Origin of the sequence: Novosphingobium sp. 18050 (genome assembly GCF_902706195.1) — a bacterium.
Lineage (GTDB): Bacteria > Pseudomonadota > Alphaproteobacteria > Sphingomonadales > Sphingomonadaceae > Novosphingobium.
This window is the reverse complement of record NZ_CACSJO010000015.1, coordinates 61,344-87,918: the sequence shown is the minus strand read 5'-3', so window position 1 is coordinate 87,918 and position 26,575 is coordinate 61,344. Positions and strand designations below refer to the sequence as shown.

Annotated in this window: 20 protein-coding genes; 13 read left to right on the top strand and 7 right to left on the bottom strand. The window is 65.2% G+C overall.

Annotation, left to right across the window (positions count from 1 at the left end):
• Positions 1 to 1,035: a LacI family DNA-binding transcriptional regulator gene (locus tag GVL61_RS15335; RefSeq protein WP_159981528.1), complete on the bottom strand. Its 1,035-nt coding sequence runs from the start codon at positions 1,033 to 1,035 to the stop codon at positions 1 to 3.
• A 145-nt stretch (positions 1,036 to 1,180) separates the two neighbouring features.
• Between GVL61_RS15335 and GVL61_RS15330 the strand changes: the two genes are divergently transcribed.
• The 7 genes from GVL61_RS15330 (at position 1,181) to GVL61_RS15300 (ending at position 8,816) form a co-directional block, all read left to right on the top strand.
• Complete coding sequence (locus GVL61_RS15330; RefSeq protein ID WP_200844798.1) at positions 1,181 to 2,815, top strand: family 43 glycosylhydrolase; 1,635 nt, start codon at positions 1,181 to 1,183, stop codon at positions 2,813 to 2,815.
• An 11-nt stretch (positions 2,816 to 2,826) separates the two neighbouring features.
• Positions 2,827 to 3,954, top strand: coding sequence for a fumarylacetoacetate hydrolase family protein (locus GVL61_RS15325; protein WP_159981527.1), 1,128 nt, complete (start codon positions 2,827 to 2,829; stop codon positions 3,952 to 3,954).
• A complete protein-coding gene (locus GVL61_RS15320) occupies positions 3,951 to 4,721 on the top strand; it encodes an SDR family NAD(P)-dependent oxidoreductase (RefSeq protein ID WP_159981526.1) in 771 nt (256 codons plus the stop codon). Before GVL61_RS15325 ends, GVL61_RS15320 begins: the two co-directional genes overlap by 4 nt.
• A gap of 35 nt (positions 4,722 to 4,756) precedes the next feature.
• Positions 4,757 to 6,187 carry a sugar porter family MFS transporter gene (locus tag GVL61_RS15315; protein WP_304621350.1) on the top strand — a complete coding sequence of 477 codons (1,431 nt, stop codon included), beginning with the start codon at positions 4,757 to 4,759 and terminating at the stop codon, positions 6,185 to 6,187.
• Positions 6,184 to 7,050: an aldose 1-epimerase gene (locus tag GVL61_RS15310; RefSeq protein ID WP_159981524.1), complete on the top strand. Its 867-nt coding sequence runs from the start codon at positions 6,184 to 6,186 to the stop codon at positions 7,048 to 7,050. The genes GVL61_RS15315 and GVL61_RS15310 overlap by 4 nt, the downstream gene beginning before the upstream one ends.
• 73 nt (positions 7,051 to 7,123) lie before the next feature.
• A complete protein-coding gene (locus GVL61_RS15305) occupies positions 7,124 to 8,200 on the top strand; it encodes a LacI family DNA-binding transcriptional regulator (RefSeq protein ID WP_235037719.1) in 1,077 nt (358 codons plus the stop codon).
• 133 nt (positions 8,201 to 8,333) lie between these two features.
• Positions 8,334 to 8,816 (top strand): hypothetical protein, encoded by a 483-nt coding sequence (locus tag GVL61_RS15300; RefSeq protein ID WP_159981523.1) that lies wholly within the window; start codon positions 8,334 to 8,336, stop codon positions 8,814 to 8,816.
• Here the strand turns inward: GVL61_RS15300 and GVL61_RS15295 are convergent.
• Positions 8,813 to 9,772, bottom strand: a complete 960-nt coding sequence (locus GVL61_RS15295; RefSeq protein WP_159981522.1) for a LysR family transcriptional regulator — start codon at positions 9,770 to 9,772, stop codon at positions 8,813 to 8,815. The two genes, GVL61_RS15300 and GVL61_RS15295, sit on opposite strands and share 4 nt — an antisense overlap.
• Before the next feature lie 237 nt (positions 9,773 to 10,009).
• Here GVL61_RS15295 and GVL61_RS15290 point away from each other — a divergent pair, with 237 nt between their 5' ends.
• From GVL61_RS15290 to GVL61_RS15275, 4 genes are all read left to right on the top strand, one after another.
• A complete protein-coding gene (locus tag GVL61_RS15290; protein WP_159981521.1) occupies positions 10,010 to 12,997 on the top strand; it encodes a TonB-dependent receptor in 2,988 nt (995 codons plus the stop codon).
• Between the two features lie 77 nt (positions 12,998 to 13,074).
• A complete protein-coding gene (locus tag GVL61_RS15285) occupies positions 13,075 to 14,151 on the top strand; it encodes a nucleoside hydrolase (protein ID WP_159981520.1) in 1,077 nt (358 codons plus the stop codon).
• Positions 14,148 to 15,473 carry an NCS2 family permease gene (locus tag GVL61_RS15280; protein WP_200844799.1) on the top strand — a complete coding sequence of 442 codons (1,326 nt, stop codon included), beginning with the start codon at positions 14,148 to 14,150 and terminating at the stop codon, positions 15,471 to 15,473. Before GVL61_RS15285 ends, GVL61_RS15280 begins: the two co-directional genes overlap by 4 nt.
• A 106-nt stretch (positions 15,474 to 15,579) precedes the next feature.
• Positions 15,580 to 16,638, top strand: a complete 1,059-nt coding sequence (locus GVL61_RS15275; RefSeq protein WP_200844800.1) for an adenosine deaminase — start codon at positions 15,580 to 15,582, stop codon at positions 16,636 to 16,638.
• A gap of 42 nt (positions 16,639 to 16,680) precedes the next feature.
• Here GVL61_RS15275 and GVL61_RS15270 read toward each other — a convergent pair whose 3' ends face one another.
• Both GVL61_RS15270 and GVL61_RS15265 read right to left on the bottom strand, forming a co-directional pair.
• Positions 16,681 to 17,691, bottom strand: a complete 1,011-nt coding sequence (locus GVL61_RS15270; RefSeq protein ID WP_159981518.1) for an alpha/beta hydrolase — start codon at positions 17,689 to 17,691, stop codon at positions 16,681 to 16,683.
• A gap of 25 nt (positions 17,692 to 17,716) precedes the next feature.
• On the bottom strand, positions 17,717 to 20,590 hold the full coding sequence (locus GVL61_RS15265; protein ID WP_159981517.1) for a TonB-dependent receptor: 2,874 nt from the start codon (positions 20,588 to 20,590) through the stop codon (positions 17,717 to 17,719).
• Between the two features lie 241 nt (positions 20,591 to 20,831).
• Between GVL61_RS15265 and GVL61_RS15260 the strand changes: the two genes are divergently transcribed.
• Positions 20,832 to 22,205, top strand: a complete 1,374-nt coding sequence (locus tag GVL61_RS15260) for a polysaccharide lyase family 1 protein (RefSeq protein WP_159981516.1) — start codon at positions 20,832 to 20,834, stop codon at positions 22,203 to 22,205.
• Positions 22,202 to 22,621 carry a cupin domain-containing protein gene (locus GVL61_RS15255; RefSeq protein ID WP_159981515.1) on the top strand — a complete coding sequence of 140 codons (420 nt, stop codon included), beginning with the start codon at positions 22,202 to 22,204 and terminating at the stop codon, positions 22,619 to 22,621. The genes GVL61_RS15260 and GVL61_RS15255 overlap by 4 nt, the downstream gene beginning before the upstream one ends.
• Before the next feature lie 493 nt (positions 22,622 to 23,114).
• Here the strand turns inward: GVL61_RS15255 and GVL61_RS15250 are convergent, their stop codons facing one another.
• The 3 genes from GVL61_RS15250 to kduD form a co-directional block, all read right to left on the bottom strand.
• The gene (locus GVL61_RS15250; RefSeq protein WP_159981514.1) at positions 23,115 to 24,674 is read right to left on the bottom strand and encodes a carboxylesterase/lipase family protein; all 1,560 of its coding nucleotides are present in this window, start codon (positions 24,672 to 24,674) and stop codon (positions 23,115 to 23,117) included.
• A gap of 129 nt (positions 24,675 to 24,803) precedes the next feature.
• Positions 24,804 to 25,814: a sugar kinase gene (locus tag GVL61_RS15245; RefSeq protein ID WP_159981513.1), complete on the bottom strand. Its 1,011-nt coding sequence runs from the start codon at positions 25,812 to 25,814 to the stop codon at positions 24,804 to 24,806.
• 1 nt (position 25,815) lies between these two features.
• Entirely contained in the window at positions 25,816 to 26,571 is a 756-nt protein-coding gene (gene kduD / locus GVL61_RS15240) for a 2-dehydro-3-deoxy-D-gluconate 5-dehydrogenase KduD (RefSeq protein WP_159981512.1), read from the bottom strand.
• Positions 26,572 to 26,575 lie beyond the last annotated feature (4 nt).

The following is a 26,575-nucleotide window of genomic DNA, read 5'->3' as shown; positions in this document are numbered from 1 at the left end:
TTACTGCGGTGCCGGTCCGGTCGATTCCGCCGCGACGATCTGCAATGTCGCCTGAAAGGGCAGGGGCGCGGCAAGTCCCTCGATGCGGGCGATCAACTGGTCGGCCGCTGCCGCCGCCATCTCGGCAAAGGGGCGCAATACCGAGGTCAGCGCGGGCGTCAGCATCTTCGTCAGCAGGCTGCCGTCGAAGCCAACGACCGACAGATCACCGGGCACCGCGATGCCCCGGCTGGCGGCGACCTTGAGCACGCCCGCCGCCATGATGTCGTTGGCGGCGAAGATCCCGGTGGGCCGCTGGGCAGCGCCGAGCAACTGCTCGGCAGCGCTCACCCCGGATGCGAAGCCGTAATCGCCTGCAGCCTCGGCAACGCTGACCCCGCCATGACGCGCGGCCTCCGCCAGAAATCCGGTGCGGCGTTCCATGGCCGATGCGGTGTCGGCCGGACCATTAATGATCGCCAGCCGCCGGTGGCCCAGGTCCAGCAGATGGCGCGCCACCTGCGCGCCTGCGGTCCGCTCCTCGCTGAGGATGACGCCCGCGAACCCCTCGATCGGCACGGAGGACAGCGCCACGGCGGGAACCTGCGCGTTCTCCAGCGCGGCGGCGAGGCCGGGCACGCCCGAGATCGGCGGCAGGATCACCAGCCCGTCCACCCGCGACCTTTCGGCAAAGTCCACCAGGTCGCGGATGGCGGCCTCGGCCTCCAGCGGCGCGGCGTGGACGATCAGTTCATAGCCGCGCGCGGAGGTCAGCGTGACGATGCCGCGCTGGATGGAATCGAGCACCAGCGCATTGCGGTCATTGTGCACCAGCCCGATCAGGAACGAGCGCCGCATTGCAAAGGCGCGCGCGCGCAGGCTGGGGCGGAAGTTCAGCTGCGCGATGGCATCCTCGATCCGTTCGCGTGTCTGGGCATTCACCTTGGGGGACTTGTTGAGCACACGCGAGACGGTGCGGATCGAAACGCCCGCCGCCGCTGCCACGTCCTCGATGGTGGGATCGTTCGCGCGGGGTTTGGCGGGGGTTTCGTCCATCGTCCCTGTCTATGGACTGCGGCGCGGCGATCAAGTCGGGCGGCAAGATTGTTTGCGATCGAAACCGAACAGATCAATTCCGTTGACACCGGTATCATTGGTGATAGCGTTACCACAAAATAGACAACAATGTGGAGAGAGACGCGTGAAAATCGATCGCCGCGAGGCGCTGTCCGCAGCATTGGGAGCCGTATCGCTGACTGCACTGGGCGCGGCTGCGCCTGCGTCAGCGCGGGTTGGCGCAGGCAGCAATGCCGGGACCGGCGGTAGTACCGGCAAGGCCCCGCCGCCCTACCGCCGGAGCTTCGACAATCAGCGCATGGCGGACCTTGGGGACGGCCGGTTCCTCAACCCGCTGATGGCCGGCGATCACCCCGACCCCTCGATCATGCGCGACGGGAAGGACTATTACATGACCTTCTCGACCTTCGATTCCTATCCGGGGCTGGTGATCTGGCACTCGCGCGATCTGCTGAACTGGCAGCCGATCACGGCGGCTCTGACGAAGAACGTCGGCGCGGTGTGGGCGCCGGATATCTGCAGGCACGGCGGGCGCTACTTCATCTATTTCCCCGCCAAGGCCAGCCCCAACGCCAACTACGTGATCTGGGCGGACCGGATCGAAGGCCCGTGGAGCGACCCGGTCGACCTGGGGCTGCCCGACCACATCGACCCCGGCCATGCCGTGGGCGAAGACGGATCGCGCTGGCTGTTCCTGTCGGGCGGCGACCGCATTCGCCTGAGCGAGGACGGGCTTTCCACCGTGGGCAAGGTGGAGCACGTTTACGATCCCTGGCATTACCCGGATGACTGGGACGTGGAGGGTTTCTCCCCCGAAGGCCCCAAGATCGTGCGTCACGGCGCGTACTATTACCTCATCACGGCGGTGGGCGGCACTGCCGGTCCGCCGACCGGGCACATGGTAATCGCGGCGCGTTCCAGATCGATCCACGGGCCTTGGGAAAACTGCCCGCACAACCCGATCGTGCGCACTGTCGATCTTGCCGAAAAGTGGTGGTCGCGCGGCCATGCCACGCTGTTCGAAGGGCCGGGCGGAGATTGGTGGTCGGTCTACCACGGCTATGAGCGTGATTTCTGGACACTGGGGCGTCAGACCCTGCTCGACCCGATCACCTGGACGGCGGACGGCTGGTTCCGGATGGACGGCGGCGATCTGTCGCAGCCGATCGCGGCGCCCAAAGGCGGGCAAAAGTCCGGGCCGCAGGGTATCGCGCTGTCCGACGATTTCACCACGCTTGAACTGGGCAAGCGCTGGAACTTCTTCAAGCCCTCCGCCGATGAGGCCGCCCGCGCGCGGGTTTCGGACAAGTGCCTGCATCTGGCCGCCAGCGGCAAGGCGCCTGTCGATTCCGCGCCGCTGCTGCTGGTGGCCGGAGATCAGGCCTATGAATTTCAGTGCGACATCGAGATCGACCCCGGCACCACGGCGGGCCTGCTGCTGTTCTACGACCAGCACCTCTACTGCGGGCTGGGCTTCGACGGCGAGAAGTTCGTCACTCACCAATATGGCATGGAGCGGGGCCGCCCGGCCAACCCGCATGGGCGCCGGATGCTGATGCGGGTGCGCAATGACCGGCACATCGTCTCGTTCCACACCAGCGGCGATGGCGGCAGGACGTGGAAGCGCTTCGACCGCGGCATGGAAGTATCGGGCTATCACCACAATGTGCGCGGCGGTTTCCTGATGCTGCGGCCGGGGCTCTATTGCGCCGGCAAGGGCAGCGCCCGTTTCCGCAATTTCACCTTCCGCGCGCTTTGAAGGACCAGCAGATGACCGCGATAGTTTCGATGCTCCCGCCGGACTGGCGAGAGGGCACGTTCCTTGGCCGCCTCGATCTGGGGGAGGGGCCGGTGCCGGTGCTGCTCGCAGGCGGTATGGTGCATGAGATGTCGGGCGCGGCGCCGACCGTGGCCGATCTTGTCGATCGGCGCGCCTTCGATCCGGCGCAGGGCAGCGCGCTGGGGTCTGCCGAGGATGTGCTGGCCCGCGCCGCGCTGCTCAGCCCGGTCGACCTGCAATGCATCAAGGCGGCCGGCGTCACGTTCGCCGTCTCCGCGCTGGAGCGCGTGATCGAGGAGCGCGCGCGCGGCGACGCCGATCAGGCGCAGGCGGTGCGCGGCGGGCTGGAGGAGCGTATCGGCGGCTCGATCCGCTCGGTGGTGCCCGGATCGGCGGAGGCGGCTGCGCTGAAGGCGGCCTTGATCGAGGATGGCATGTGGTCGCAGTACCTCGAAGTGGCCATTGGGCCGGACGCGGAGATCTTCACCAAGTCGCCGGTGCTTTCCACCGTGGGGTCGGGCGCGGTGATCGGCGTGCGTTCGGATTCCCATTGGAACAACCCCGAGCCGGAGATCGTCATCCTCTCGGACCGGCACGGCAACGCCGTCGGCGCGGCGCTGGGCAACGACGTCAACTTGCGCGATTTCGAAGGCCGCTCGGCGCTGCTGCTGGGCAAGGCCAAGGACAACAACGCAAGCTGCGCGATCGGCCCCTTTGTGCGCCTGTTCGATGCCGGCTACACGATGGCTGAAGTCGAGAATGCGAAAGTCCTGCTGCGCATCGAAGGGCCGGAAGGCTTCCTGCTCGAAGGCGAAAGCCGCATGGCCGAAATCAGCCGCCCGCCGCTGGATCTGCTGCGCCAGGCGTTCAGCGAGCATCAGTATCCGGACGGCATCGTGCTGTTCCTGGGCACCCTGTTCGCGCCGACGCAGGACCGCGATACGCAGGGGCGCGGCTTCACCCACAAGGTCGGCGATGTGGTGACGATCTCCAGCGAGCGGCTGGGCACGCTGGTCAACACCGTGGCAACATCGCGCGATGCGCCGGCATGGGAGACGGGCATCTCGGCGCTCTATCGCAGTCTTGCCGCTCGGGGTCTGCTTGGCGGCCGGGCATGAGTGTTTCGCAGATGGCAAGCTACCCCTCGCTCTCCGGTAAGGGCGTGTTCGTTTCGGGCGGCGGCTCGGGCATCGGCGCGGCGCTGGTGGAGGCCTTTGCCCGGCAGGGGGCGAGAGTCCTGTTCGTCGATATCGCGGACGAACCTTCGCGGGCGCTGGTCGCAAAGCTGGACGGCGAGGTGGACTTCACCCCGCGCTTCGTCTGCGGCGATCTGACCGATCTGGCGTTCGTCAAGGCGCAGGTAGAGGCCGCCCATGTGCAGTTAGGTGGCCTTCAGGTACTGGTGAACAACGCCGCCAACGACGATCGCCACGCCATTGCCGAAGTCACGCCAGAATACTGGGACGAGCGCATGGCGGTGAACCTGCGCCACCTGTTCTTCGCTGCGCAGGCCAGCGTGCCGTTCATGGAAAGCGCCGGCGGCGGGGTGATACTGAACTTCGGATCGATCAGCTGGCACCTCGCACTCGACCAGCTCTCGCTCTATCAAACCGCCAAGGCCGGGATCGAGGGCATGACCCGCGCGATGGCCCGCGAACTGGGCGGCAAGGGCATCCGCGTCTGCGCGATCGTGCCGGGCAACGTCCAGACCCCGCGTCAGGAGAAATGGTACACCCCCGAGGGTGAGCGCGAAATTCTGGATGCGCAGTGCCTGAAAAGCCGCGTGCAGCCGGACGATGTGGCGGCGCTGGCCCTGTTCCTGGCCTCGGACGATGCGCGCATGTGTACCGGGCACGAATACTTCGTCGACGCCGGCTGGCGCTGACGGCCTCCACCTGACCCGAAAAAAACAACAAGAGGATCGATGGGATGAGTGATGCGCGGGAAGGAGGCGAAGAGGGCAGGGTGAACCTTGCCTTCGTCGCCATGATCGTGGTCGTGGCGACGATCGGCGGCTTCATGTTCGGCTATGACAGCGGCGTCATCAACGGCACGCAGGACGGGCTGGAAAGCGCGTTCGGCCTGTCCAAGCTGGGCACCGGGCTGAACGTCGGTGCGATCCTGCTGGGCTGCGCGGTGGGCGCTTTTGTGGCCGCAAGGCTGGCGGACCTCATTGGGCGGCGCAGTGTCATGATGATTGGCGCGGCGCTGTTCGTGGTCAGCGCCATCGGCGCGGGCGCGGCGGGCAGTTCGCTGGTTTTCATCGTCGCCCGCTTCATCGGCGGGGTCGGCGTCGGCGCGGCTAGCGTGTTGGCACCGGTCTATATCAGCGAGGTGACCCCCGCCTCGATCCGGGGACGCCTGTCCAGCCTGCAGCAGATCATGATCATCACCGGGCTGACCGGGGCCTTCGTCGCCAATTACCTGCTGGCCCGGAACGCGGGCAGCAGCACCGATCCCTTGTGGTTCGACCTCCCTGCATGGCGCTGGATGTTCTGGATGCAGGTGATCCCGGCGCTGATCTATCTTTTCGCGCTGATGATGATCCCGGAAAGCCCGCGCTATCTGGTCGCGCGCGGCCGCGACGGCGAGGCACTGGCGATCCTGACGCGCATCTTCGGCCCGGCGCGCGCCGCTGCGCTGGTCGCGGAAATCCGGGCGAGCCTTGCCGCCGACCACCACCGCCCGCGCTTCGCCGACCTCGTCGATCCTGCGACCGGACGCCTGCGCAGGCTGGTATGGGCGGGCATCGGCATCGCCGTGTTCCAGCAGCTGGTGGGCATCAACATCGTCTTTTATTACGGCGCGGTGCTGTGGCAGTCGGTGGGCTTCAGCGAAAGCGACGCGCTGCTCATCAACATCCTGTCGGGCACGCTTTCGATCCTCGCCTGCTTCGTGACGGTGGCACTGATCGACAGACTGGGCCGCAAGCCGCTGCTGCTCGTCGGCTCGGCGGGCATGGCGGTGACGCTGGGAACGATGGCCGCCTGCTTCGGTACCGGCACATTCGCGGACGGGCACCTTGTCCTCTCGGACAACGTGGGCGTCGTTGCCCTGATCGCCGCCAACGCCTACGTCGTGTTCTTCAACCTGAGCTGGGGACCGGTGATGTGGGTGATGCTGGGGGAGATGTTCCCCAACCAGATCCGGGGCTCGGCGCTGGCCGTCTCGGGTTTTGCGCAATGGATCGCCAACTTCGGCATTTCGGTCAGCTTTCCGGCCATGGCGGCGGGGCTGGGCCTGATGGTAACTTACGGCTTCTACGCGGCAAGCGCGTTCCTTTCGTTCTTTTTCGTGCGCGCGATGGTGCATGAGACACGCGGCCGCACGTTGGAGGAAATGGCGGGATGAGCGATACGCTTGTCCTGCGCCGGGGTGGCTGCGAACTGGAACTCCTGCCCTGGCTGGGCGGGGCGATCGGGCGTTTCGATGTGGACGGCCGCCCCGTCCTGCGGCCAACGCCGCAGGGCGTGACCAACGTGCTGGAAACGGCGTCCTTCCCGCTGGTGCCCTATGCCAACCGCATCGCCGGGGGACGTTTCACGTTTGCCGGTGCCGGGTATGTGTTGCCGTCCAACTTTGCCGGTTTCGAGCATCCGCTGCACGGTCTGGGCTGGGTCAAGCGATGGGACGTGATCGAAGCGGATTTGACTAGCGCCGCGATCACCTGTTCGCATCTGGCGGACGAACACTGGCCATGGAATTGGTCCGCGACGCAGCACTTCGCGCTTACGGAGGGAGGGCTGAAAGTCTCGCTCGAACTAGTCAATACTTCGGCACAGGCGATGCCGTCCGGGCTGGGCCAGCATCCCTATATCGTGCGCGGGGGTACTGAAAGGCTGGCGTTCGCGGCTACCGGTGTCTGGGAGAACGACGAAGCGACGATCCCGGTGCGCGCTCTCCCCGCCGGGGCGTTTGGCGATTTTGTACAAGGGCATATCCTCGATGCGGAGCGGCTGATCGACAACTGCTATTTCGGCTGGCGCGGCGAGGTGGATTGGGGCCCGGCGATATCTCTCCATTCGCGCAGTGCAGGGTTCCTGCACGTTTTCGCGCCGCCGGGGGAGGATTTCATCTGCCTCGAACCCACCAGCCAGATGCCGGACGCGCTTAACCGCGCCGACTTCGCGGAGGCGGGCGGCGTATCGCTCGCACCGGGCGCGCGCCAGGTGCTCGACTTGGAAATAAGGGCGCGCCCGTCGCCTCGACCCTGACGGGCCGCTTGCTGGTCCTGCTCTTGAAGGGTAGCAGCAAAAATCGACGGCAAGGCAGGAGGACGGCACGAACGTGAGCGACGCAGAGCCGAGGAAGCCGAAGTCCGCGCGCCGTTCGCGCGCCGGGATCACCATCGCCGATGTTGCGCAGCATGCGGGCGTTTCTCTGATGACCGTTTCCCGGGTGATGAACGGCAAGGCGAATGTCCGGCCGGAGACGCGCGATCTGGTCGATGCGGCGATCAAGGCGCTGAACTATGCGCCCAGCATCGCCGCCCGCAATCTTGCCGGTGCGGGCGAAATCCGCATCGGGCTGCTCTATAGCAACCCCAGCGCGGGCTATCTCAACGAATTCCTGGTCGGCAGCCTCGACCGGGCGAGCCGGTTGAACGTGCAACTGGTGGTTCATCTCTGCGAGACGCCCGAGGAGCGCGTCGCCGCTATCCGGCGCATGATCGCCAGCGGGATCGACGGCCTGATCCTGCCACCGCCGCTGTGTGATGCGGGAGAGATACACGCCATGCTGGAAGAGGCGGACTTGCCCGGCGTCGTCGTCGCTTCGGGGCAGCCGCCGCTATCGCTGGCCTCGGTCAACATCGACGACCGCGCTGCTGCCCGCGCCATGACACGCCATCTTGCCGCGCTCGGCCACCGCCGGATCGGCTTCATCGAGGGAAGCCCCGATCAGACCGCCAGCGCGCTGCGGCGGCGGGGCTATCTCGATGCGCTGGAGGAAGCAGGGCTTGCTGCGGACGACGACCTCGTGGTGCCGGGGCTGTTTACCTATCGCTCGGGGCTGGACGCCGCGCGCCGGTTGATGGATCTTCCCGCTGCGCCCAGCGCGATTTTCGCCAGTAACGACGACATGGCGGCCGCTGCGGTTTCGGTCGCGCATCGCCGGGGGCTGGATGTGCCGCGCGACCTCTCGGTGGTGGGCTTCGACGATGCCCCCCAGGCGACCACGATCTGGCCCGAACTCACCACGATCCGCCAGCCCATCGCCGATATGTCACGAGAGGCGGTGGAACTGCTGGTCAGCGATATCCGCGCGCGCCGCGAAGGCGGGGGCGCCGCGCCGCTGCACAAGCAGATGGGTTTCGAGGTGATACGCCGCGAGTCGGACGGGCCGCCCGGCAAGAACGCACCATAAGGGCGGACAAGTAGCTGTTCAGCCCATAGTTCCGACCGTTCCGCCGCTGCACAGTAAGCCCGCGTATACCGGCTATTGCCTTGGGTATTTGTCGCTATGCTCCAGTTGTTCGGCTTGGTGTATGTAACCATTCATGCGTTATCCTTTTGCCATCGCCGCTGGTCTTGCCCTGCTCGCCCCGTCGGCGCTGGCGCAAGCTGGCTTGTCACCTGCCGAAAAGACGGCCGTTTTCCGCGCGGGCGGGTTCAAGCTGCAGGGCGGGAAATGGCGCGCTTGCGGTGATCCGGGGACGGCCAGCTATGCTGCCGGGGCTGTCGAGACAGTAAAGGACCTCAACGGAGATGGTCGCCCCGAAGTCGTCCTTACGGAAGGCAGCACTTACTGCTTCGGCAATACGGGCACGGGCTTCAAGCTCCTCAGCAAACAGGCGGACGGCACCTGGAAACTGATCACTGAAAGCGAGGGGATCGCTACTTTCCTCGCGACCAAAGGCGCGGGCGGATGGCCCGACATCGAAATCGGCGGCCCCGGCTTCTGCTTTCCGGTAGAGCGCTGGAACGGCCGGGCCTATGTGGTCAACCGGCACCAGTATGAGGGGAAACCTTGCCGGTCCTAGCAGCGCCGCACGCGGTTGCCCGACCATACGGCCGCCAGCCCACCGGGCAGGCCCTTGGCCAGATACGCTGCGATCTCGCTTGCAGAAGGGTGTTCGTCCGCCAGGCGTGAGCCTTGCAGCAACACCACGTTGCGCCGGATGGAGGGTTGGGTCAGCGGGACCACCGCCAGCGCTTCGTGATCGTGGCCACGCACGTAAAGGCGCGGCATGACGCCCGCCGCAAGGCCGCTTTCCACAAGACCAAACAGCGATTCCATGTGATCGACCCGGTAGCGGCGCGAATGGACGATGTTGTTTTCGCGCATGGCGGCGGCGCTGATCTCTCCGATGCTGCCGCTGGTGAAGTGTACCACTTCCATCGCGGCAAGGGCGCTCCACGGCAAATGCGCGGCGTCGGCCAGCGGGTGTTCGCGCGATAGCACCAGTGTCATCTCATCCTCAATCAGCGGGGTGGAGACCAGCCCCTCCTCGATCAGGCTGGCGACGCAGACCGCCATGTCCAGCGCGCCGCGACGCAGCTGTGCGATAAGAGCGTCGCTGGTGCCGTCCGTCAGATGCAGGTTCACACGGTGGGCGTCCTGATCGATCCCCGCAACGATCTGCGCCGTGGCGGGAAGGGCCGAGGGCACCGAGCCGATACGCACCGTCGCCCGGCTGCGCTGCAAGGTATCGCTCATGTCCTGGAAGGCGTTGTCGGCCGTCGTCAGCAGACGCCATGCGTGGGGGAGCAGGGACTGCCCGGCCTCTGTCAGGACGACGCTATGGGTGGTGCGGTCGAACAGGCGGGTATCGAGCAAATGTTCGATCTGCCGGATCGCGGCACTGAGTGCGGGCTGGGACACGGCCATGGTTTCTGCCGCCCGGCTGAAGTTGCCGCTCTGGCTCAAAGCCACGAAAAAGCGCAACTGCCGGATGGACAGCGGCATGCGGCCGGCGGGCAGCTGTCTGGAGGGCATGCGGAGAATTCCCTGACGGAGTTGCAACGTTCATAAGGCAATTTTATGAAATGATAAATATAAAGAGTTTCCATTGATAGAACGCCCGACATAGCCTCGTTCCTGTCCTGCCATTCGGGTCGTATGAGGCGAACCTGATCGGCTTTCGGCGCACCAACGCGGAAAATCCGTGGCGCTTGAAACACAAGGATAGTGGATGAACCTGGCGGGCTGCGAGATTTCTCAAGGGGGTTTTCCATGCTGTCGTCTGCCGTTGCCGCACGTTCACCGCATCAGGTTCCATCCAAAGGCCGGGCATCGCGCAGCCTTCGTCACGCATCGCTGCTGACTGCTTCGCTGCTGGCCCTGTCGCCGGCCATCGCCTTTGCGCAGGAAGCCGACGCTCCCCAAGCCGGCCCCACTGGCGGTAATGATATCGTTGTCACCGGATCGCGCATCCGCGTCCCCAACGCGACGAGCGTGAGCCCGATCACGACGGTGAACAGCGAAGACCTGGCCCAGCGCGGCGTCACCCGCCTTGAGGACATGCTGAACACCCTGCCGCAGGTCTATGCGGACCAGGGCGGCGGCAACCGGGGCGGCGCCGTCGGTGCCAGCGGCACCGCGACGATCAACCTGCGCAATCTCGGCAACCAGCGCACGCTTGTGCTTATCAACGGCCGCCGCCTGATGCAGGGCGATCCCGCGCGTTCGGCAGCGCAGGCCGCCGACATCAACAACGTGCCCTCCGCCCTGGTCGAGCGCATCGACGTGGTCACCGGCGGCGCTTCGGCGGTCTACGGTTCTGACGCGCTGGCAGGCGTGGTCAACTTCGAGCTGAAGAAGAACTTCGAAGGCGTGCAGTTCGATGCCAGTTCCGGCGTCTTCCAGCACGACAACAACAATTCGATCTCATCGGTGGCAGCAGCGGCCGGGCAGGACTATCCCACCGGCAACACCGTGGGCGGCCTGCAGCAGAGCTTCTCCGTCACCGCCGGCCACAACTTCGCCGATGGCCGGGGCAACGTCACTGCTTTCGTGAACTATCGCCACATCGAGGGCGTCGGCACGTCTGAGCGTGATTTTTCGACCTGCAACCTCAATGCTACGGCGGCAGGCTATTCCTGCTCGCTGTCCTCGACGACTTATCCGGCGCAGTTCCAGCTGACCAACCCCGCGACCGGCGCGACGCGCGGCAGCTATACGCTGGATCCCACCACCGGTAACACCTTCCGCACCTACCGCACGTCGGACGGCTTCAACAACGGCAACACCTACGACCTGCAGGCGCCGGACGAGCGTATCAACGCCGACCTGCTTGCCCATTTCGAGGTTTCCCCGGCCGTCGAACTCTACGGCGAACTGATGTACATGCGCGACAAGGCCGATATCCGCCTGTCGCCCACCGGCGTGTTCACTGTGCCGGAGAGCATCAACTGCTCGAACCCGTTCCTGTCGGCCCAGCAGAAGAATCTCATGTGCACCTCGGTCGGCCTGACCGACGCGCAGAGCGCCACCGTCAACGTGTCGCTGCGCAATGCGCCCGGCGGTTCGCGCCATGACTACACCAAGCACACCTCCTACCGCGCGGTGGGCGGCGTGCGCGGCGAGATCGCGCCCGGCTGGCGCTACGACGCCTATGCACAGTATGGCCGCACCAACTACAGCTCGCGCCTGACCGGCGACATTTCGCTCGCCAGCTTCGCCAATTCGCTGCGTGCAGTGACCAACAGCAGCGGCCAGATCGTCTGCGAGAACGCGGCGGACGGCTGCGTCCCGCTCAACATCTTCTCGACCACCGGCGTCACCGCCGATGCGCTGAACTACGTACAGGGCACTTTCACCCGCACCGGTTTTACCGAAGAAACGATCGTGAGCGGATCGGTCACCGGCGATATCGGCGTGTCCAGCCCCTTCGCCAGCAACCCGATCAGCGTCGCGCTGGGCACCGAATACCGCAAGGAGCGGATCGGTTTCACGCCGGATACCCACTACTCGAGCCGCGACGTGGCGGGTAACTCGGGCGGCGAATACCCGATCTCGGGCTCGTTCGACGTCAAGGAACTTTATGGCGAAGTCCGCGTGCCGCTGGTCGAGGATCGTCCTTTCTTCAAGAGCCTCGCCGTTGAAGGCGGCGCGCGTTATTCGCATTACAGCACTGCTGGCGACACCTTCGCTTGGAAGGCGGGGGCCGAGTGGTCGCCGGTCGACGCGATCCGCTTCCGGGGCAGTTTCCAGCACTCCGTCCGCGCGCCCAACCTGGTCGAGCTGTTCGGTCCGCAGCGCGTCACCACCGCGCGCCTGACCGATCCGTGCGAAGGCGCCAGCCCGACCGCGACGTTCACGCAGTGCGCCCAGTCCGGCGTCACCGCCACGCAGTACGGCGCGATCGAGCCTGCGGCAGGGCAGCTTTCCGGTGCGCTGGTTGGCGGCAACCCTAACCTGAAGCCGGAAAAGTCGAACACCAAGTCGTTCGGCGTGCAGATCGCCCCGCCGTTCCTGCGCGGCCTGACGCTGTCGGTCGATTATTTCGACATCAAGGTGGACGATCTCATCACCACCTTGCCGGCCACGATCACGCTGAGCCAGTGCATCAATGCGGGCACCTTCTGCGACCAGATCCAGCGCAATCCGGCCACCGGTTCGCTGGTGACCAGCGGCTACGTTCTGACCACGAACCTCAACGCCGGTTACCTCCAGACCACTGGCATCGACTTCTCGGCCAGCGCGAAGCAGGACCTTGGCGATCTTGTGAAGGCGGATCTGGGCACCGTGGGCTTCAACTTCTCGGGCACGCGCACCAACAAGTATGAAGTGCAGATCGTGCCGGGCACCCAGGCCTATCGCTGCGACGGCTACTTCGGCGTCACCTGCGGACAGCCGATCCCGACCTGGCGCCACCGCGCCGAAGTCAACTGGACTTCGCCCGGCGGCAATGTCCACCTTGCCGGCACCTGGCGCTACATTGGCAGCACCCACAACGACAAGTCGAGCAGCGCGACGTTCCTCGCCGGCACCTATCAGCCCTACGACTACAAGCTGAAGGCGGTGAATTACTTCGATCTGGCCGCTTCGTTCGATGTGTCCGGTTCGTACACGCTGCGCCTTGGCGTCAGCAACGTCTTCGACCGCGATCCCCCGATCACTGCCAGCACCAGCGGGCAGACGTCGAACGGCGCATTCTATGCCGGGATGTACGATTCGCTTGGTCGCTATCTTTTCGCCAGCGTGACCGCCAAGCTCTGATCTTGGACGATGGAGGCGGTCCCTTGCGGATCGCCTCCGTTCCAGCGGAAAACCGGGAAACTAGGGAACGTTCGCGCATGAAAAAACTGCTGACCATACTGCTTGCAGGCGCGGCGTTGCTGGGATCGGTGCCCGAGGCGCTGGCCGCCGAAGACGATCGGGTCATGATCTTTTTTGACAACGATTTCCTCGGCCCGGGGCAGAGCAATATCCAGTCGATGATCCCGCTGCTGCGGGACAAGCGGGTTAACCTGATCGGCGTCGGCGTCGTCACCGGCGATGCCTGGATGACCGAAGAGACGCAGCACCTGCTGCGCTTCCTCGAAATCGCAGGGCGCCCCGACGTTCCGGTGCACAAGGGCGCCTCGATGCCGCTGCTGCGCACGCAGGCGGAAATGGCGAACTGGGAGGCGCGCTACGGCCGCATTCCGTTCAAGGGTGCGTGGAATGCGCCGCGCCCGGGCCGTACCTATCATCCCGATGAGCCTGACCTTGTGCCGCCGATGCCCGAAGGCACGCCGCGCATCTCGGCTCGTCCCAACGGCGCGGTCGACGCGTTGATCGCGGCGGTTCGCGCCCATCCCGGCAAAGTGACGATCGTCTCTGCCGGGCCGCTCACCAATATTGCGCTGGCTCTTCGGGTCGCACCGGACATAGCGCAGCTGGCGAAGGAAATCGTGATAGAACCAGGAAAACTGGACACGGCCTTCGCCCGCACCACTTCCAACACCGACTATTCGACGGACTTCAACTTCCTGTTCGATCCCGAAGCGGCGCACATCGTCCTGACTGCGCCGTGGAAGTCGATCACGCTGGTCGGCAACGTCAGCTCGAAGGTCAAGGCAACGCCCGAGGTGGTCGACAGCATCGCCAGCGCCGGAACCCCGGTGGCGAAATACCTGAAGACCTATGCCCGCCTCGGCCAGCCGTTCTGGGACGAGGTGACCGTTGCCGTCGCCATCGACCGTTCGCTGGTCACCGAAGACCTCGTCGTGCGGATGGACGTCGATACGATGCCGGGCATGCACTACGGCGAACCGCAGGTCTGGACCGAGGAAATGGCGCCCAAGGCAGGCGAACGCCCCGTCCACATCGTGCGCGCCATCGATGAGGAACGCTTCCTCGCCGGCTTCGTGGCGCAGGCGCGAAAGTGACCGTTCCGACGCAAAGCCTGCTGGAACGCCGCTTCGCGATCTACGCACGGGGGACGAGCATCCCGCGCGAGATGATCGCGGGCATGACCACGTTCCTGGCGGCCGCTTATCTCATCGTCGTCATCCCTTCGCTGCTGGCCAGCGGCGGCATGGACCGCGCGGCCGTCACTGCCGGGGTTATCATTGTGATGGCGGTGGGCAGCATTGCCATGGCGCTTTACGCCAACCTACCGTTCATCGTCGGCCCCGGGATCGGTGGATCGGCGATCCTGGGTGTCACGCTGGCGCAGGTAGAGCATATCCCCTGGCAGACGGGCCTTGGCATCGCGATGATGTCGGGGATCGCTTTTGTCATCCTCACCCTGACGGGCGCGCGCGAGATGGTCGTGCGCATGATCCCGCCGCAGATCAAGCTGGGCCTTGGCGCCTCGATCGGGCTGTTCATCGCCATGCTCGGCTGCCGCGATGCGGGGCTGGTGTCGGTGGACGTGAAGCGCCATGCGCTGGCGCTGGGTGATTTCAGCCAGCCGGGGCCGGTCGTGGCCCTTATCGGCCTTGCCGTCGCCATCGCCCTGCAGGCCCGGCGTGTGCCCGGCGCAGTGCTGGTCGGGATCGTCGTGGCGGCGCTGGTCGGCGTGCCGCTTGGCATCACCAGCTTTACCGGCGGCCTGTCGCTGCCGCATTCTCCCATGCCGGTGACAGGCAAGGTCGACCTGCTGGGCGCGTTCACCCTGGTGGCGCTGCCCTACATGTTCACTTTCTTCGCAGCGGAGTTCTTTTCCACCCTCGGCACCACGCTGGCGATCGGTGCCAAGGCCGGGCTGACCGACGATCAGGGCAACCTTCCCGGCATCGAGCGTCCGTTCCTGGTGGACTCGCTGGCCGCCACGCTGGGCCCGCTGGTCGGCGTGCCGGGCGGAACCGCGCTGGTGGAATCCGCAGCCGGTGTGGAAGCGGGCGGACGTACCGGCCTGACGCCGCTGACTGCCGCCGGACTGTTCCTGCTGACCCTGCTGCTGATGCCGCTGGCGATGGCGATCCCGCGCGAGGCGACCGCGCCCGCGCTGATCCTCATCGGCATTTCCATGCTCGGCACGATCCGCAATGCCAAAGGCGACGATATCGTCGACCTGTTCCCGGCGATGGCGATGATGCTGCTGACGCTGATCTCGAACAGCTTCGGCACCGGCATCGCGGGCGGTCTGCTTGTTCACGTGATCGTTCAGGTGCTGGCGGGCCGCTGGCGGGAGATTCCGCTGGGCCTGTTCATCCTGACCCTGCCACTCGGCTACTATTTCTACGGCGCCGCCACCGCGCATTGAGCGCGGCGCGCGCGATCTTTCCAGGACTTTTATGTCAGACCAGACCCCAGCTTCCATTGGACCAGTCTCCATTGGATATGTTCCGTCGTCCCCGCTTGCCCGGACGTTGACGGATAGCCAGCGCAGTTTCTTCGAGCGCATTCCCAAAGTGGAGCTTCACTGCCACCTGCTGGGCGCGGTGCGCCGGGATACCTTCCTCGATCTGGCAGAGAAGCACGCCGCGCCGCTGAGCCGCGAGGATGTGGAGGGGTTCTACCACCGCGGCTCCAAGCCGGTCGGCGTCCTGCGCGTACTGCGGGCACTGGAAGCGCATCTGCTGCTGGAGCCCGAGGACTTCCACAGGATCGCCTACGAATATCTGGAGGACGCCGCCGCCGGAGGCATCCGCCACACCGAGTTCTTCTGGAACCCCACGGCGACGATCCGCGACGCCGGGCTGCCTTATGATGCGGCGGTTGCCGGCATCCTCTCCGGCATGCGCGCGGCACTGGCTGATTTCGGCATCGGCTCGCTGCTGATCCCCTCCATCGACCGGGAGGCCCCCGCCGCCGATGCACTGGCGATGGTAGAGCAGGTGGTCGCCCATCGCGATCCGCTGGTGGCCGGCATCGGCATCGACTACCGCGAGCCGGACGGCCCGCCCGAGATGTTCGCCCCGGCCTATGCCCTTGCCAAGCGGCACGGCTTGCGCGCCACCGCCCATGCGGGTGAATTCGGTATGCCCTGGACCAATGTGGCCACGGTCGTAGACGACATCGGGGTGGACCGGGTGGACCACGGCTATACCATCGTCGACAATCCCGACCTTGCCCGCAGCTATGCGCAGCGCGAACTGCTGTTCACCATCGTCCCGACCAATTCGTATTACTTGCGCACGCTCGACCCGGATCGCTGGGCGCTCGACCATCCGATCCGCCGGATGGCCGAACTGGGGCTGAAAATGCACCCCAATACCGACGATCCGACGCTGCACCACGTCAGCCCCGCGGGCGCGTGGGAACTGATGTACACGCACCTTGGGTTCGGCGTGGCGGACCTTCGCGCCATGATGCTCAACGGCATCGACGGGTCATGGGCCAGCGAGGCCCAGCGCGCGGAATGGCGCGCCGCGTGGCCGGGTGAATTCGACGCGATCGTAGCGGAAACGGGCATCTGTACTGTTTGAACCGGACCGGCCCTGTCTGGCCCGAAGGTTCCCGGCGAAGTTCTATCCCAGCCCTACCGTCCGGGCCCAGTTACGCCATAAGTCCGGCCAGACCTCAGCCGGTTTGCCGATGGCGCGGCGAAGACCGAAGCCGTGGCCGCCGTTGGCGAAAAGATGCGTTTCCACCGGCAGACCGCGCGCGCTGAGCGCGGCGCGCAGGCGCAAGGTATTCTCGGCGGGAACCACGTCGTCGTCCTCGGCATGGACGAGGAAATGCGGCGGTGCGTCTGCCGGTACATTGCGTTCAGGCGAGTGCGCGGCTTCCAGCGCCGGGGTGGGCGAGGGGCCGAGCAGCAATATACGCGAGCCGGGATGGGCAATGGCCGGGTCCATGCTGACCACCGGGTATATCGGCGCGGCGCAGACCGGCTTGGCGGAGAGCTTATCCGCTGCGTCGACGGGGGCATAGACGTTCGCCGCAAAGCGCGCGCCAAGGTCGGCGCAGACGTGTCCCCCGGCGGAAAAGCCCATCGCCGCGACGCGTTCCGGATCGATGGCGAATTCGCGGGCGCGGTGGCGGATCAGGCGCATGGCGCGCTGCGCGTCCGCCAGTGGCGTGTCGGGACCGCTGGCCCAGCCTTCGCCGGGCAGGCGGTAGAACAGGACGAAAGCGGTGAAGCCGCGCGCCGCCAGCCAACGGGCGATTTCATAGCCTTCCTTGTCTACCACGATCCATTTGTAGCCGCCGCCCGGCGTGATCATCACTGCGGCGCCGTTGGGCCGGTCGGGACGGAATACTGCCATACGTGGGCGGGTAACGCCGTAGACCGCGCGGTCAGTGACTAGCGCGTCGGTGGAGCGCTCGTTCACCTTCTCCGTAAGTGTGGCACGCGGCATGCCCGGCGCCCCTTTGGGCCACAGGTCGATCGTCTCGGTAGGCTGTGGCAGCCCCGGGGGGAGGGCCCCGGGGCTGCCTGGCGGCGCTGTCTGCGCCGCCGCGCTCGTGATGAGCCCCTTGCTCAGGGCTCCGGCAGCAAGGGAGCCGGCGATCAGGGTTCTGCGATCGAAATCCAAGGCCGTCTCCCGCGTTGCCGCTTACTCAGATCTTCGCGCGCGCACCGAACAGGATGGTGCGGCCGAAGTGGTTGTTCTCGTAGTTACGGGTCGCGTCGGCATCGTTGAAGCGATAGCGATACTCGTCGGTCAGGTTGTTGCCGTCGATCGACAGTTCCAGCCATTCCGTCGCCTTGTAGCGGATCGCCGCATCGACGCTGGTATACGAGCCGTAGCCTTCGAAGACGTTGCCGGTGGCGCTGGTGCCGTCCACGAAGGGCCCGCGATAGCTTACCGAACCGCGAATGCTGAACTTGCCGTCATCGTAGTAGAGCGTCGCGTTCCAGGCCTTCTTCGACACGCCTAGCAGCGTCTGGTTGTAAACCGCCGTAACGCCGGTGAGGGCGCAGGCGCCGGTCGTGGCATTGCGGGTGCAGGCCGAAGTCGCGGGGCCGGTAATCGTATAGTCGGCGTCGCTCTTGATGAAGGTGGCGTTACCCTGGAAGCCGGTGTGGCTGAGTAGGCCGGGCAGGAAGGTGAACGGCAGCTGCAAGGCCACTTCGACACCCTTGAGCGTGGCGCCCTGTCCATTGACCTGAGAGGATACCACGTATTCCTGGTTGGGATCGTAATTGATGTAGGCCGGAGTACTTGCGCCGAGAACCGAACGGTCGAGTCCAAGCTGAGGCAGCGTGGCGACATAAGTGCCGGCGACCGGGAAGCTATCGATCTTCTTGATGAACCCTGCCACCGAGAACAGCGACTGCGGGGCGAAGTACCACTCGGCCGAGACGTCGAAGTTGGTCGCGCGATAGGGATCGAGGAACGGGTTGCCGAAGGTGACGCGGTAGTTGAACCCGTCGACCGAACCGCCCGGATTGAGGTTGCCCAGCGAAGGACGGGTGATGACCTTGGCCACCGCTCCGCGCAGGATCACGTCGTGGCGCGGATAGAACGCCAGGTTCATTGAAGGCAGCCAGTCGTCGTAGCTGCGCTCGACAGTTGCGGCTATACCGGCGGTGTAACCGGTTGAGGACTGCTTGGTGTGCGCATAGCGCATACCGGCATTGCCCGCATATTCGAGGCCGAAGATATCACCCTTGACGTCGAACTGCACATAGCCGCCCGAAGTCGTCTCGCGCACTTTGCGGTTGGAGCCGAGGTCTTCGACCGCAGTACGCCCGTAAAGATTGGTATAGTCCGCAGCGTTGGCGATGTTGCCCACGATCCACGAACTGGTGGTGCCGCCCGACTGCCCGGCATCGCCAAGGTTGACCAGATCGGAAATGCCCGAAGTCACCGGCAGACCGTATACGCTGGACGAGCAGGTGACCGCGCCCAGGATCAGGTCGCGCGTACCGTTGGCGCCGCAGGCGGCGGTGTCACGCTGGAAAAGCTGGGTGCGGAAATCGTAGCGACGCCACATCGCGCCGGCCTTGACGGTGAATCCTTCCGTCAGGTCCCACTCGGTACGCAGTTGCCCGGTCTTGAAGCGGTTGCGCACATAGGACGGACGGTCGCGGATTTCGGCAAGCTGGAAGTTCGCCGGGTTGGTCACGTCCAGATCATAGCTGAGCACTGGCGACTTCATGTTCGAATAGTCGTAGCTGAATCCGTTCGCGTTGCGGTTGTCATAGGCGATGGTCGTTTCGACCGGGATGTCGGCCTTCGACTGCGACATGCCGCCCAGCACGGTGAAGCGGAAAGTATCGCCCACTTCCTGATCCCAGGTCGCGCCGATCTGGTGGAACTTGGTCTCGGATTTGCGCAAGTAGCTTTCGGTACGCACGTAGGCATTGTTGAAGGTCGCGCTGACCATGTTGCCCTTGTCGTCATAGGTCGGGTTGACGACATCGAAGCGGCGCTCGTTCGAGCGGGAAAGGACTTCGAGCCACTGCTCGGCGCGGTCTTCCTTGAACGAGGAGAACAGGCCGTCGACAGAGATCTTGGTACGGTCGGTGGGTTCGAACTGGATCGAGCCGGTCAGCCCCAGGCGACGGCGGTCATGCTCGATCACGCCATAGCGCGGGATGCGCGGGTGGAAGGAAAGCGAGGCCGCGTCGCACGCCTCGGACGGACGGTAACCGCCGCCCGAACTGACCGGAGTACCGCCGGTCGCACCGACGTTGGAATAGAAGCAGGGCGTGCCGCCGACCGAGTTGAAGTAGGCCTGCGACCAGCGCACCGAGTTGTTGCCGTTCTCGATCGTATCGGTGTGCGAATAGGCGGCCGAGACGTTGACGCCCAGCGTGCCCGCATCGTTCTTCCACGAAAGCAGGCCGGCAATGCGCGGGCCGACGTTGTCGGACAGGTCGTTATACGAACCCTGGACGTTGAGAACGGCGCTGAGGCCGGTCTTGCCCGCCAGCGGGTTGCCGGTGTTGAGGTCTACCACCGCGCCCAGCGACCCCTCGTCCAGCGTGGCCTCGGCGGTCTTGTGGACCACCAGGCTGCTGAACAGTTCCGAGGCGAAGACGTTGAAATCGAACGAGCGGTCGCGGTTGGCCGAAGCGCCGTCCGAGCTGGTGGCGATCGTCTCCAGCCCGTTCACGCGCACGCGGGTGAACTGCGCACCCAGGCCGCGCACGGTGATCGAGCGGCCTTCGCCGCCGTCCTTCTGGATCGAGATACCGGGAATGCGCTGGAGCGATTCCGCGAGGTTCTGGTCGGGGAACTTCGCCATGTCCTCGGCCACGATCGCATCGACCGCCGCGACCGAAGTGCGCTTCACGTTGAGCGCGGCCTCCAGCGACTGGCGAAAGCCGGTGACGATGATGTCCTGCGGCGTGGCTTCCGAGGGGGTCTCCGCGGCGGTGGTTTCAGCGGAGTCCTGTGCGAAGCCGACTTGCGGCATTGCCAGCGCGCTGCCTGCGAACAGGGCAATCTTCACAAGCGAAATTCTAGAAATGGTATGGCGCATCGTAACATCCCCTCCACGGCCTCTACGGACCGAATGATACCGGTGTCAATGATGCGCGCAATGGCTACGCATCCTATCCGGCAACACAACTCCCTTGCCCCTTGCGGGGCATCGCGGACGACCCTCCAAGATCGCCCGACCGTTCCCAAGTTCATCCTTGCGAGCTTTGGTAACCGGTGTCATGAATAGTTGCCGCAGGGAGAACGCCCTGTCAAGAACCACTGCCATTGGGAGATGCAAAGTGAAAATTCGCAGGCTGGCAGGCCAGTTCCTTCCTACAGTTCTCATGTTCTCGGCCGTGCCGCACGCAGCATTTGCTGCGCCGGCGGCGGTCGCCGCCACCGCTTCAGTCGAGCCGACTCGCGGCGGCGAAGGGGGGCGAATCATTCGCGTCACCACTCTGGCGAAGGACGGTCCCGGCTCGTTCAAGGAAGCTATCGAGGCCAAGGGCAAGCGCATCGTCGTCTTCGAGGTGGGCGGCGTGATCGACCTTGAGCGGTCGGTGCTGGAAATATCCGAACCTTACCTCACGATCGCCGGCCAGACAGCGCCTTCGCCGGGCGTGACGATCATTCGCGGCGGCATCGACCTGAAGGGCCACGACGTCATCATCAGCCACTTGCGGGTGATGACCGGGGTGGACGGGCAGCCCAAGCTTTCGGGCTGGGAGGCCGATGCCTTTTCCACCGTCGCCGCGCACAACGTGCTGATCGATCATTGCAGTTTCTTCTGGGCGATCGACGAGAACATGTCCGCCTCGGGCCCTCGCTTCGAAGGCAAGACGGTCAAGGATTGGCGCCAGGCCACCAGCCACGACGTGCTGTTCCGCGAAAACCTGCTCGCAGAAGGCCTCGCCGACGCGAGCCACCCCAAAGGTGAGCATTCCAAGGGTTCGCTGATCCACGACAACGCCACCGCCATCACTTTCTACCGCAACCTCTGGGCGCACAATATGGAGCGTTCGCCGCTGATAAAGGGCGGGGCGCAGGCGCTGATGATCAACAACATGATCTACGATCCGGGCGAACGCGCGGTGCACTACAACCTCATGAGCCTAGAATGGGCAGGGCACGATTACGTCACCGGCGAGATCACGGCGGTTGGCAATGTGATGCGCGCGGGCAATTCCACTGCGCCGGGCCTGCCGTTCCTGGCGCTGGGCGGCGACGGGGACCTTGCCTATTACGGGCGGGATAATATCGCGGTCGACAAATGGGGCAATCCGGGGCCGATGTTCGGCCGTTACGGGGTTACCAAGGCGAAATTGATCGAGAAAACCGCACCGCTCGCATCGCTGGACGGGTTCGCCATCCGGCCCGCCGCCGATCTCGAAACCGACCTGATGGCTTCGGTCGGCGCGCGGCCATGGGACCGTGCGCCCGACGATATCCGCGTGCTGTTTTTCGTGGCCGAAGGACGCGGCGCGATTATCGACGATGAGAAGGTCGTCGGCGGTTATCCGCACCCCGCAGCGACCCGGGCGGCCTTTGTCGAGAAGGACTGGAACATGGCGGCGATGACGCCGAAGTCTGGTCGTTATCCGGGCCAGAAGGCCGGCGCGCAGGAAAAACTTTCCGAGCGCGACAAGGCCATGCGGCAGGAGACGGCGAAGTGATCGCGGTGCTGTTGCTCGCGGCGGCAGCGCCGGCCCCGTTGGCGGCGGTACCTGCCCCGCCGATGGCGGTGATCGACGAGCGTGACACCGTGCGCGAGGAAGCGCCTCCGCATGGTGAGATCGGCATGAGCACCGCCTATCGCATCTCCGATGCTGCGCCTGCACCGCGCGCAATGGAATTTCGCCGCCGCGTCCTGCACAAGGGCGCGGCAATCGGCGAACATCCCATCGACCATGACGAGATTTATTACGTCACGGCCGGGGAGGGGGAAGTCGTCTCGGATGGCCAGCGTGCCGCGCTCCGGCCGGGGATGGCGGCTTATCTCTATCGCGGTGCGGTAGTCGGCATCTGGCAAAAAGGGGCGGAGCCACTGGCGCTGATGATCGCTTACCCCAACCCGCCCAAGGTGAAGTGAATGAGCGGTGGGCTTGACAAATATAACCGTATAGGTTATATGACGCACCATCCGCTGATCTGACGTACAAGGGTTGGCGGTGTATCGGGTCGGCGCCGTGGGCCGGACGCGAGCGCAAGCCGTGGACCACGCCACCAGCGTCCGACCGGATCGGTTCTTCGATTCCCCTTCATTGGGGAAATCACTCAGGTCTTCCGCAATTGGCCCGCCTCCCACGAAGAGGGGGCTTCGCGGATGCCCTTTTCGAAGCGGCGGCTTTTGCGAGTCCGCGTTGCCGTTTCGAACCGATCCGTCAGGACCGAGCCGGGCTGTCGTAGCCGCTATCCGGCCGTTCGCATCAAAGGCCACCCCCCTCGCGTCCTTGCACAGGACGCCCCGACGCCGACCCGATGATCCTTTCGGCTTACGCGTTTTTCCTTGGCGTTACCCCGCACTCGCCAGCGGGCAATTCTTCGCGCCCGGTTGCTCTCGTCGCTTCGCGTCAGCCAGAAAGTCAGGTTCCCGGCTGGACGTAGGGTGCCGTCGCCCAAAGCTCGCGCTGCCAGCGGCGGGGGTCATTTTCGACGCGCACGGTATCGTCGAACACCATCGTCGCGCGGTCGGGCAGGCAATAGGCGGACCATTCGGGCAGGCCGGGTCGTCCAGTTTTTGCAAGGCCGGTGAAGGCCCGCATCATCGCCCCACTGAGCTTTCGCGCTGCCTCGTCCACCCCGGAAAAACTGCCCGGCGCATCCAGTGTGCCGAAGACATAGGGAATGTCATCGGTGTGCGCAGCCCCCCGCAAAGCGTCCAATGGCGAACTGCGGTCGAGCTGATAGACCCACGTAGCTGAAGCCCCCGCAGCAGCGCGTTCGTCCGCTTCTATAACTTGTCCTGGCCACGAACGACCGGCGGTGGTTGCGGCGTAGTAAATCTGCTCAGGTGACCAATTTGGTTCGTGGCTACGATATTGCTCAATCACCCAGACGGGATCGAGGTCGATCTTGATCTCGGGCAAGACGCGGGAAGCAAGGTTCTCCCACGAAAGTCCCTGCAGTTTGGGCCCGCGCGGGTTCAGGAAGGCGCGGGTCTCTTCACGCACGTTGCCCAGGATCATTGGAACAGCCAAGGATTGCTGCGCAGCATCCGGCCAGAAGGGATGCCGTGGCAGGTTGGTCATGTCGAGAACGGGGCCAAAATAGAGCCCGCCGCCCATCACCGGATCGCTTGCGTCCAAGCCTTCCATCAGGCGATCGACCGACATGGTGCGCAAACCTTCGACATCGTCCCGCTTCAGTTTGAGCGCGGCCATCAATGCCTGCGTGCGGCTCCATGCATGGGCCGGGCCGCTCGCCTGCACCTGCTGCCCGCTCATCGTCGCGGCGGAATGAAACAGGCCCTTTGCGGCGGGCATGGCCATCAAGGTGGCGATCTTGGCACCGCCGCCCGACTGACCAAAGACCATGACCCGCGCGGGATCGCCGCCGAATGCTGCAATGTGATCGCGCACCCATTGCAGGGCCAGGATCAGGTCCAGTTGGCCGAGGTTCCCGCTATCGGCATAGCGCGCGCCGAAAGGCTTGAGCCAAGCATAGCCCAGCGCATTGAGTCGGTGGTTGACCGTCACGACCACCACATCGCCTTCGGCGGCGAGGTTCGCGCCGTGGGTCAGCGGGTCGGTGACCGATCCGGTGGTGTAGGCGCCGCCGTGGAAATAGACCATCACCGCCCGGCCCGCGCGCGGGTTAGCGTCGGTTGTCCAGACGTTGAGGAACAGGCAGTGTTCCGATTGCGCTTCCTCGCCCATGCTGCGCTGCGGACAGATCGCACCGAACTTGTCGGCGTTGAGAGAAGGGCCGTCCCATGGCTCGGCCACAGGACGGGCGAACCGTGCTGCGCGGCCGTAGCGGATGCCCTTGAAGGCGTGGACGCCGTGTTCGGCGGTGCCGGTGTAGCGGCCGACGCGCGGCAGTTTGGCGCTGCGCGCCATGAGCGGCACCGGCGCGGCGGCGGCCAGCGCGGCAGCGGATTTGACGAGGGCGCGCCGGGTGATCCTGGCGTCGGTGCCGTTCATGGTACTCTCCTCCCATTCGAGTGCGGTGCTCGAAAACCCAGCCGGCTGCGGCGAGACGGCAAGGTGCCAAATCCTGCTACCCTTCCGCTTGCGACAAGGGGTAGGGAGTGGGCATTCTGCCCTTGGCACCTATCGTCTTACGTCGCCTCCGCTGGCGGAAAAGGCTTCCAGTTCTACAAGCCCAATCAGACACATGTCGCCGGGTTGGGTATGTTTGAGAACCGTGTATGCGAGCCCCGCCTGCGCCGTCGAAACGATGTCCGCACCTTCGAGCCACTTGTGCAGCACGCCTGCAGCAAAAGCATCACCGGTGCCTATGCGGTCGACGATACCGGTCACGTCGACTTCGGCGGTCTGGTGGGCTGCATCCCGTGCGTCGATCCGCGCGGCAATGCTGTGATGCCCCGCATTGACGATATGCCGTGCGGTCGAGGCGATCAGTTGTAGCTTGGGGAAAGCCTCGAAAGCCGCCAGTGCAGCTTCGCGGCGGCGGTCGGAACCGTCGCCGGAGAAAGCCTTGCCCAAGAGCAGCGATATGTCGCGGTGGTTGCCGATCATGACCGTGGCCGATTGCATCAGGTCGGTCAGGATGTTGCGTGGATCGCTGTCCCACGCATCCCATAACAGTGCGCGGTAATTGCCGTCGAAGCAGATCGGTACGCCTGCAGCATTGGCCGCAGCAACGGCGGCCTGCGCGAGCGCCACGCCGCCGGGACCGAGCGCCGGGGTGATGCCGGAAAGGTGCAGCAGCCGGGCGCCCTCAAGCGCGGAGGCGAAGTCGAAATCCTCCGGCGCGGAATTTGCGAACACGCTGCCCGCGCGATCATAGGTGATCGACGATGGCCTGAGCCCTGCGCCGCTCTCCAGAAAGTAGAGCCCCATGCGGCCTGCCGCGCGGCCGATGTGGGCGGTATCCACACCGGCTGCGCCCAGCGCCGCGCGGGCCTTGTCGCCGAGCGGGCTGGACGGCAGCCGGGTCAGCATCCTGACGTCGTGCCCGAGCGAGGCGAGGCCCGCGCCGACATTCGCTTCGGCGCCGCCCACCACCATGTCCAGTGCATCGCACTGTACGGTGAGGCGGGCGGCGGGGGTGGCGAAGCGGAGCAGCACTTCGCCGAAGCACAGGACATGCCCGGTCATCTCAGCGCGCCAGCCAGCCGCCGTCGACGGCCAGAACGTGGCCCGTCACGTAGTTTGAGGCGGGGGAGGCCAGGAACACCGCCGCGCCGGCGATGTCATCCGGGTTGCCCCAGCGCCCGGTCGGGATACGCTCCAGAATCTGGCGATTGCGCGTTTCGTCGCCTTGCAGCGCGGCCGTGTTGTTGGTCGAGATATAGCCCGGCGCGATTGCGTTGACCTGCACGCCCCTGGGCGCGAGTTCGTTGGCCATCGCCTTGGTTACGCCGCTGACGCCGGACTTGGCCGCGGCATAGCTGGGCACCCGGATGCCGCCCTGAAAGGTGAGCAGCGAGGCGATGTTGACGATTTTGCCGCAGCCCTGTTCGACCATGCCCTTTGCGGCGGCCTGGCTCAGGAAGAACAGCGTCTTGAGGTTGGTGTCCATTACCGCGTCCCAGTCCTCTTCGGAGAACTGGAGCAAATCGTCGCGCCGGATGATGCCGGCGTTATTGACGAGTACGTCCAGCTTGCCGAGACCGGCGACGGCCTCTTCGATGACGCGCTGAACGGGTTCGATGCTGGAGAAGTCGGCCTTGATGTTGACGGCCTTGCGGCCGGTCTGCGCGATCAGGTCGAGCGTTTCGGTCGGCTCGGACCGGCCGGCTACCGCAACGTCGGCGCCTGCCTGTGCGAGCGCCACGGCAATGGCCTGCCCGATCCCGGTGTTGGCACCGGTGACCAGGGCAGACTTGCCTTCGAGGCTGAAGGAGATTGCCATCGAA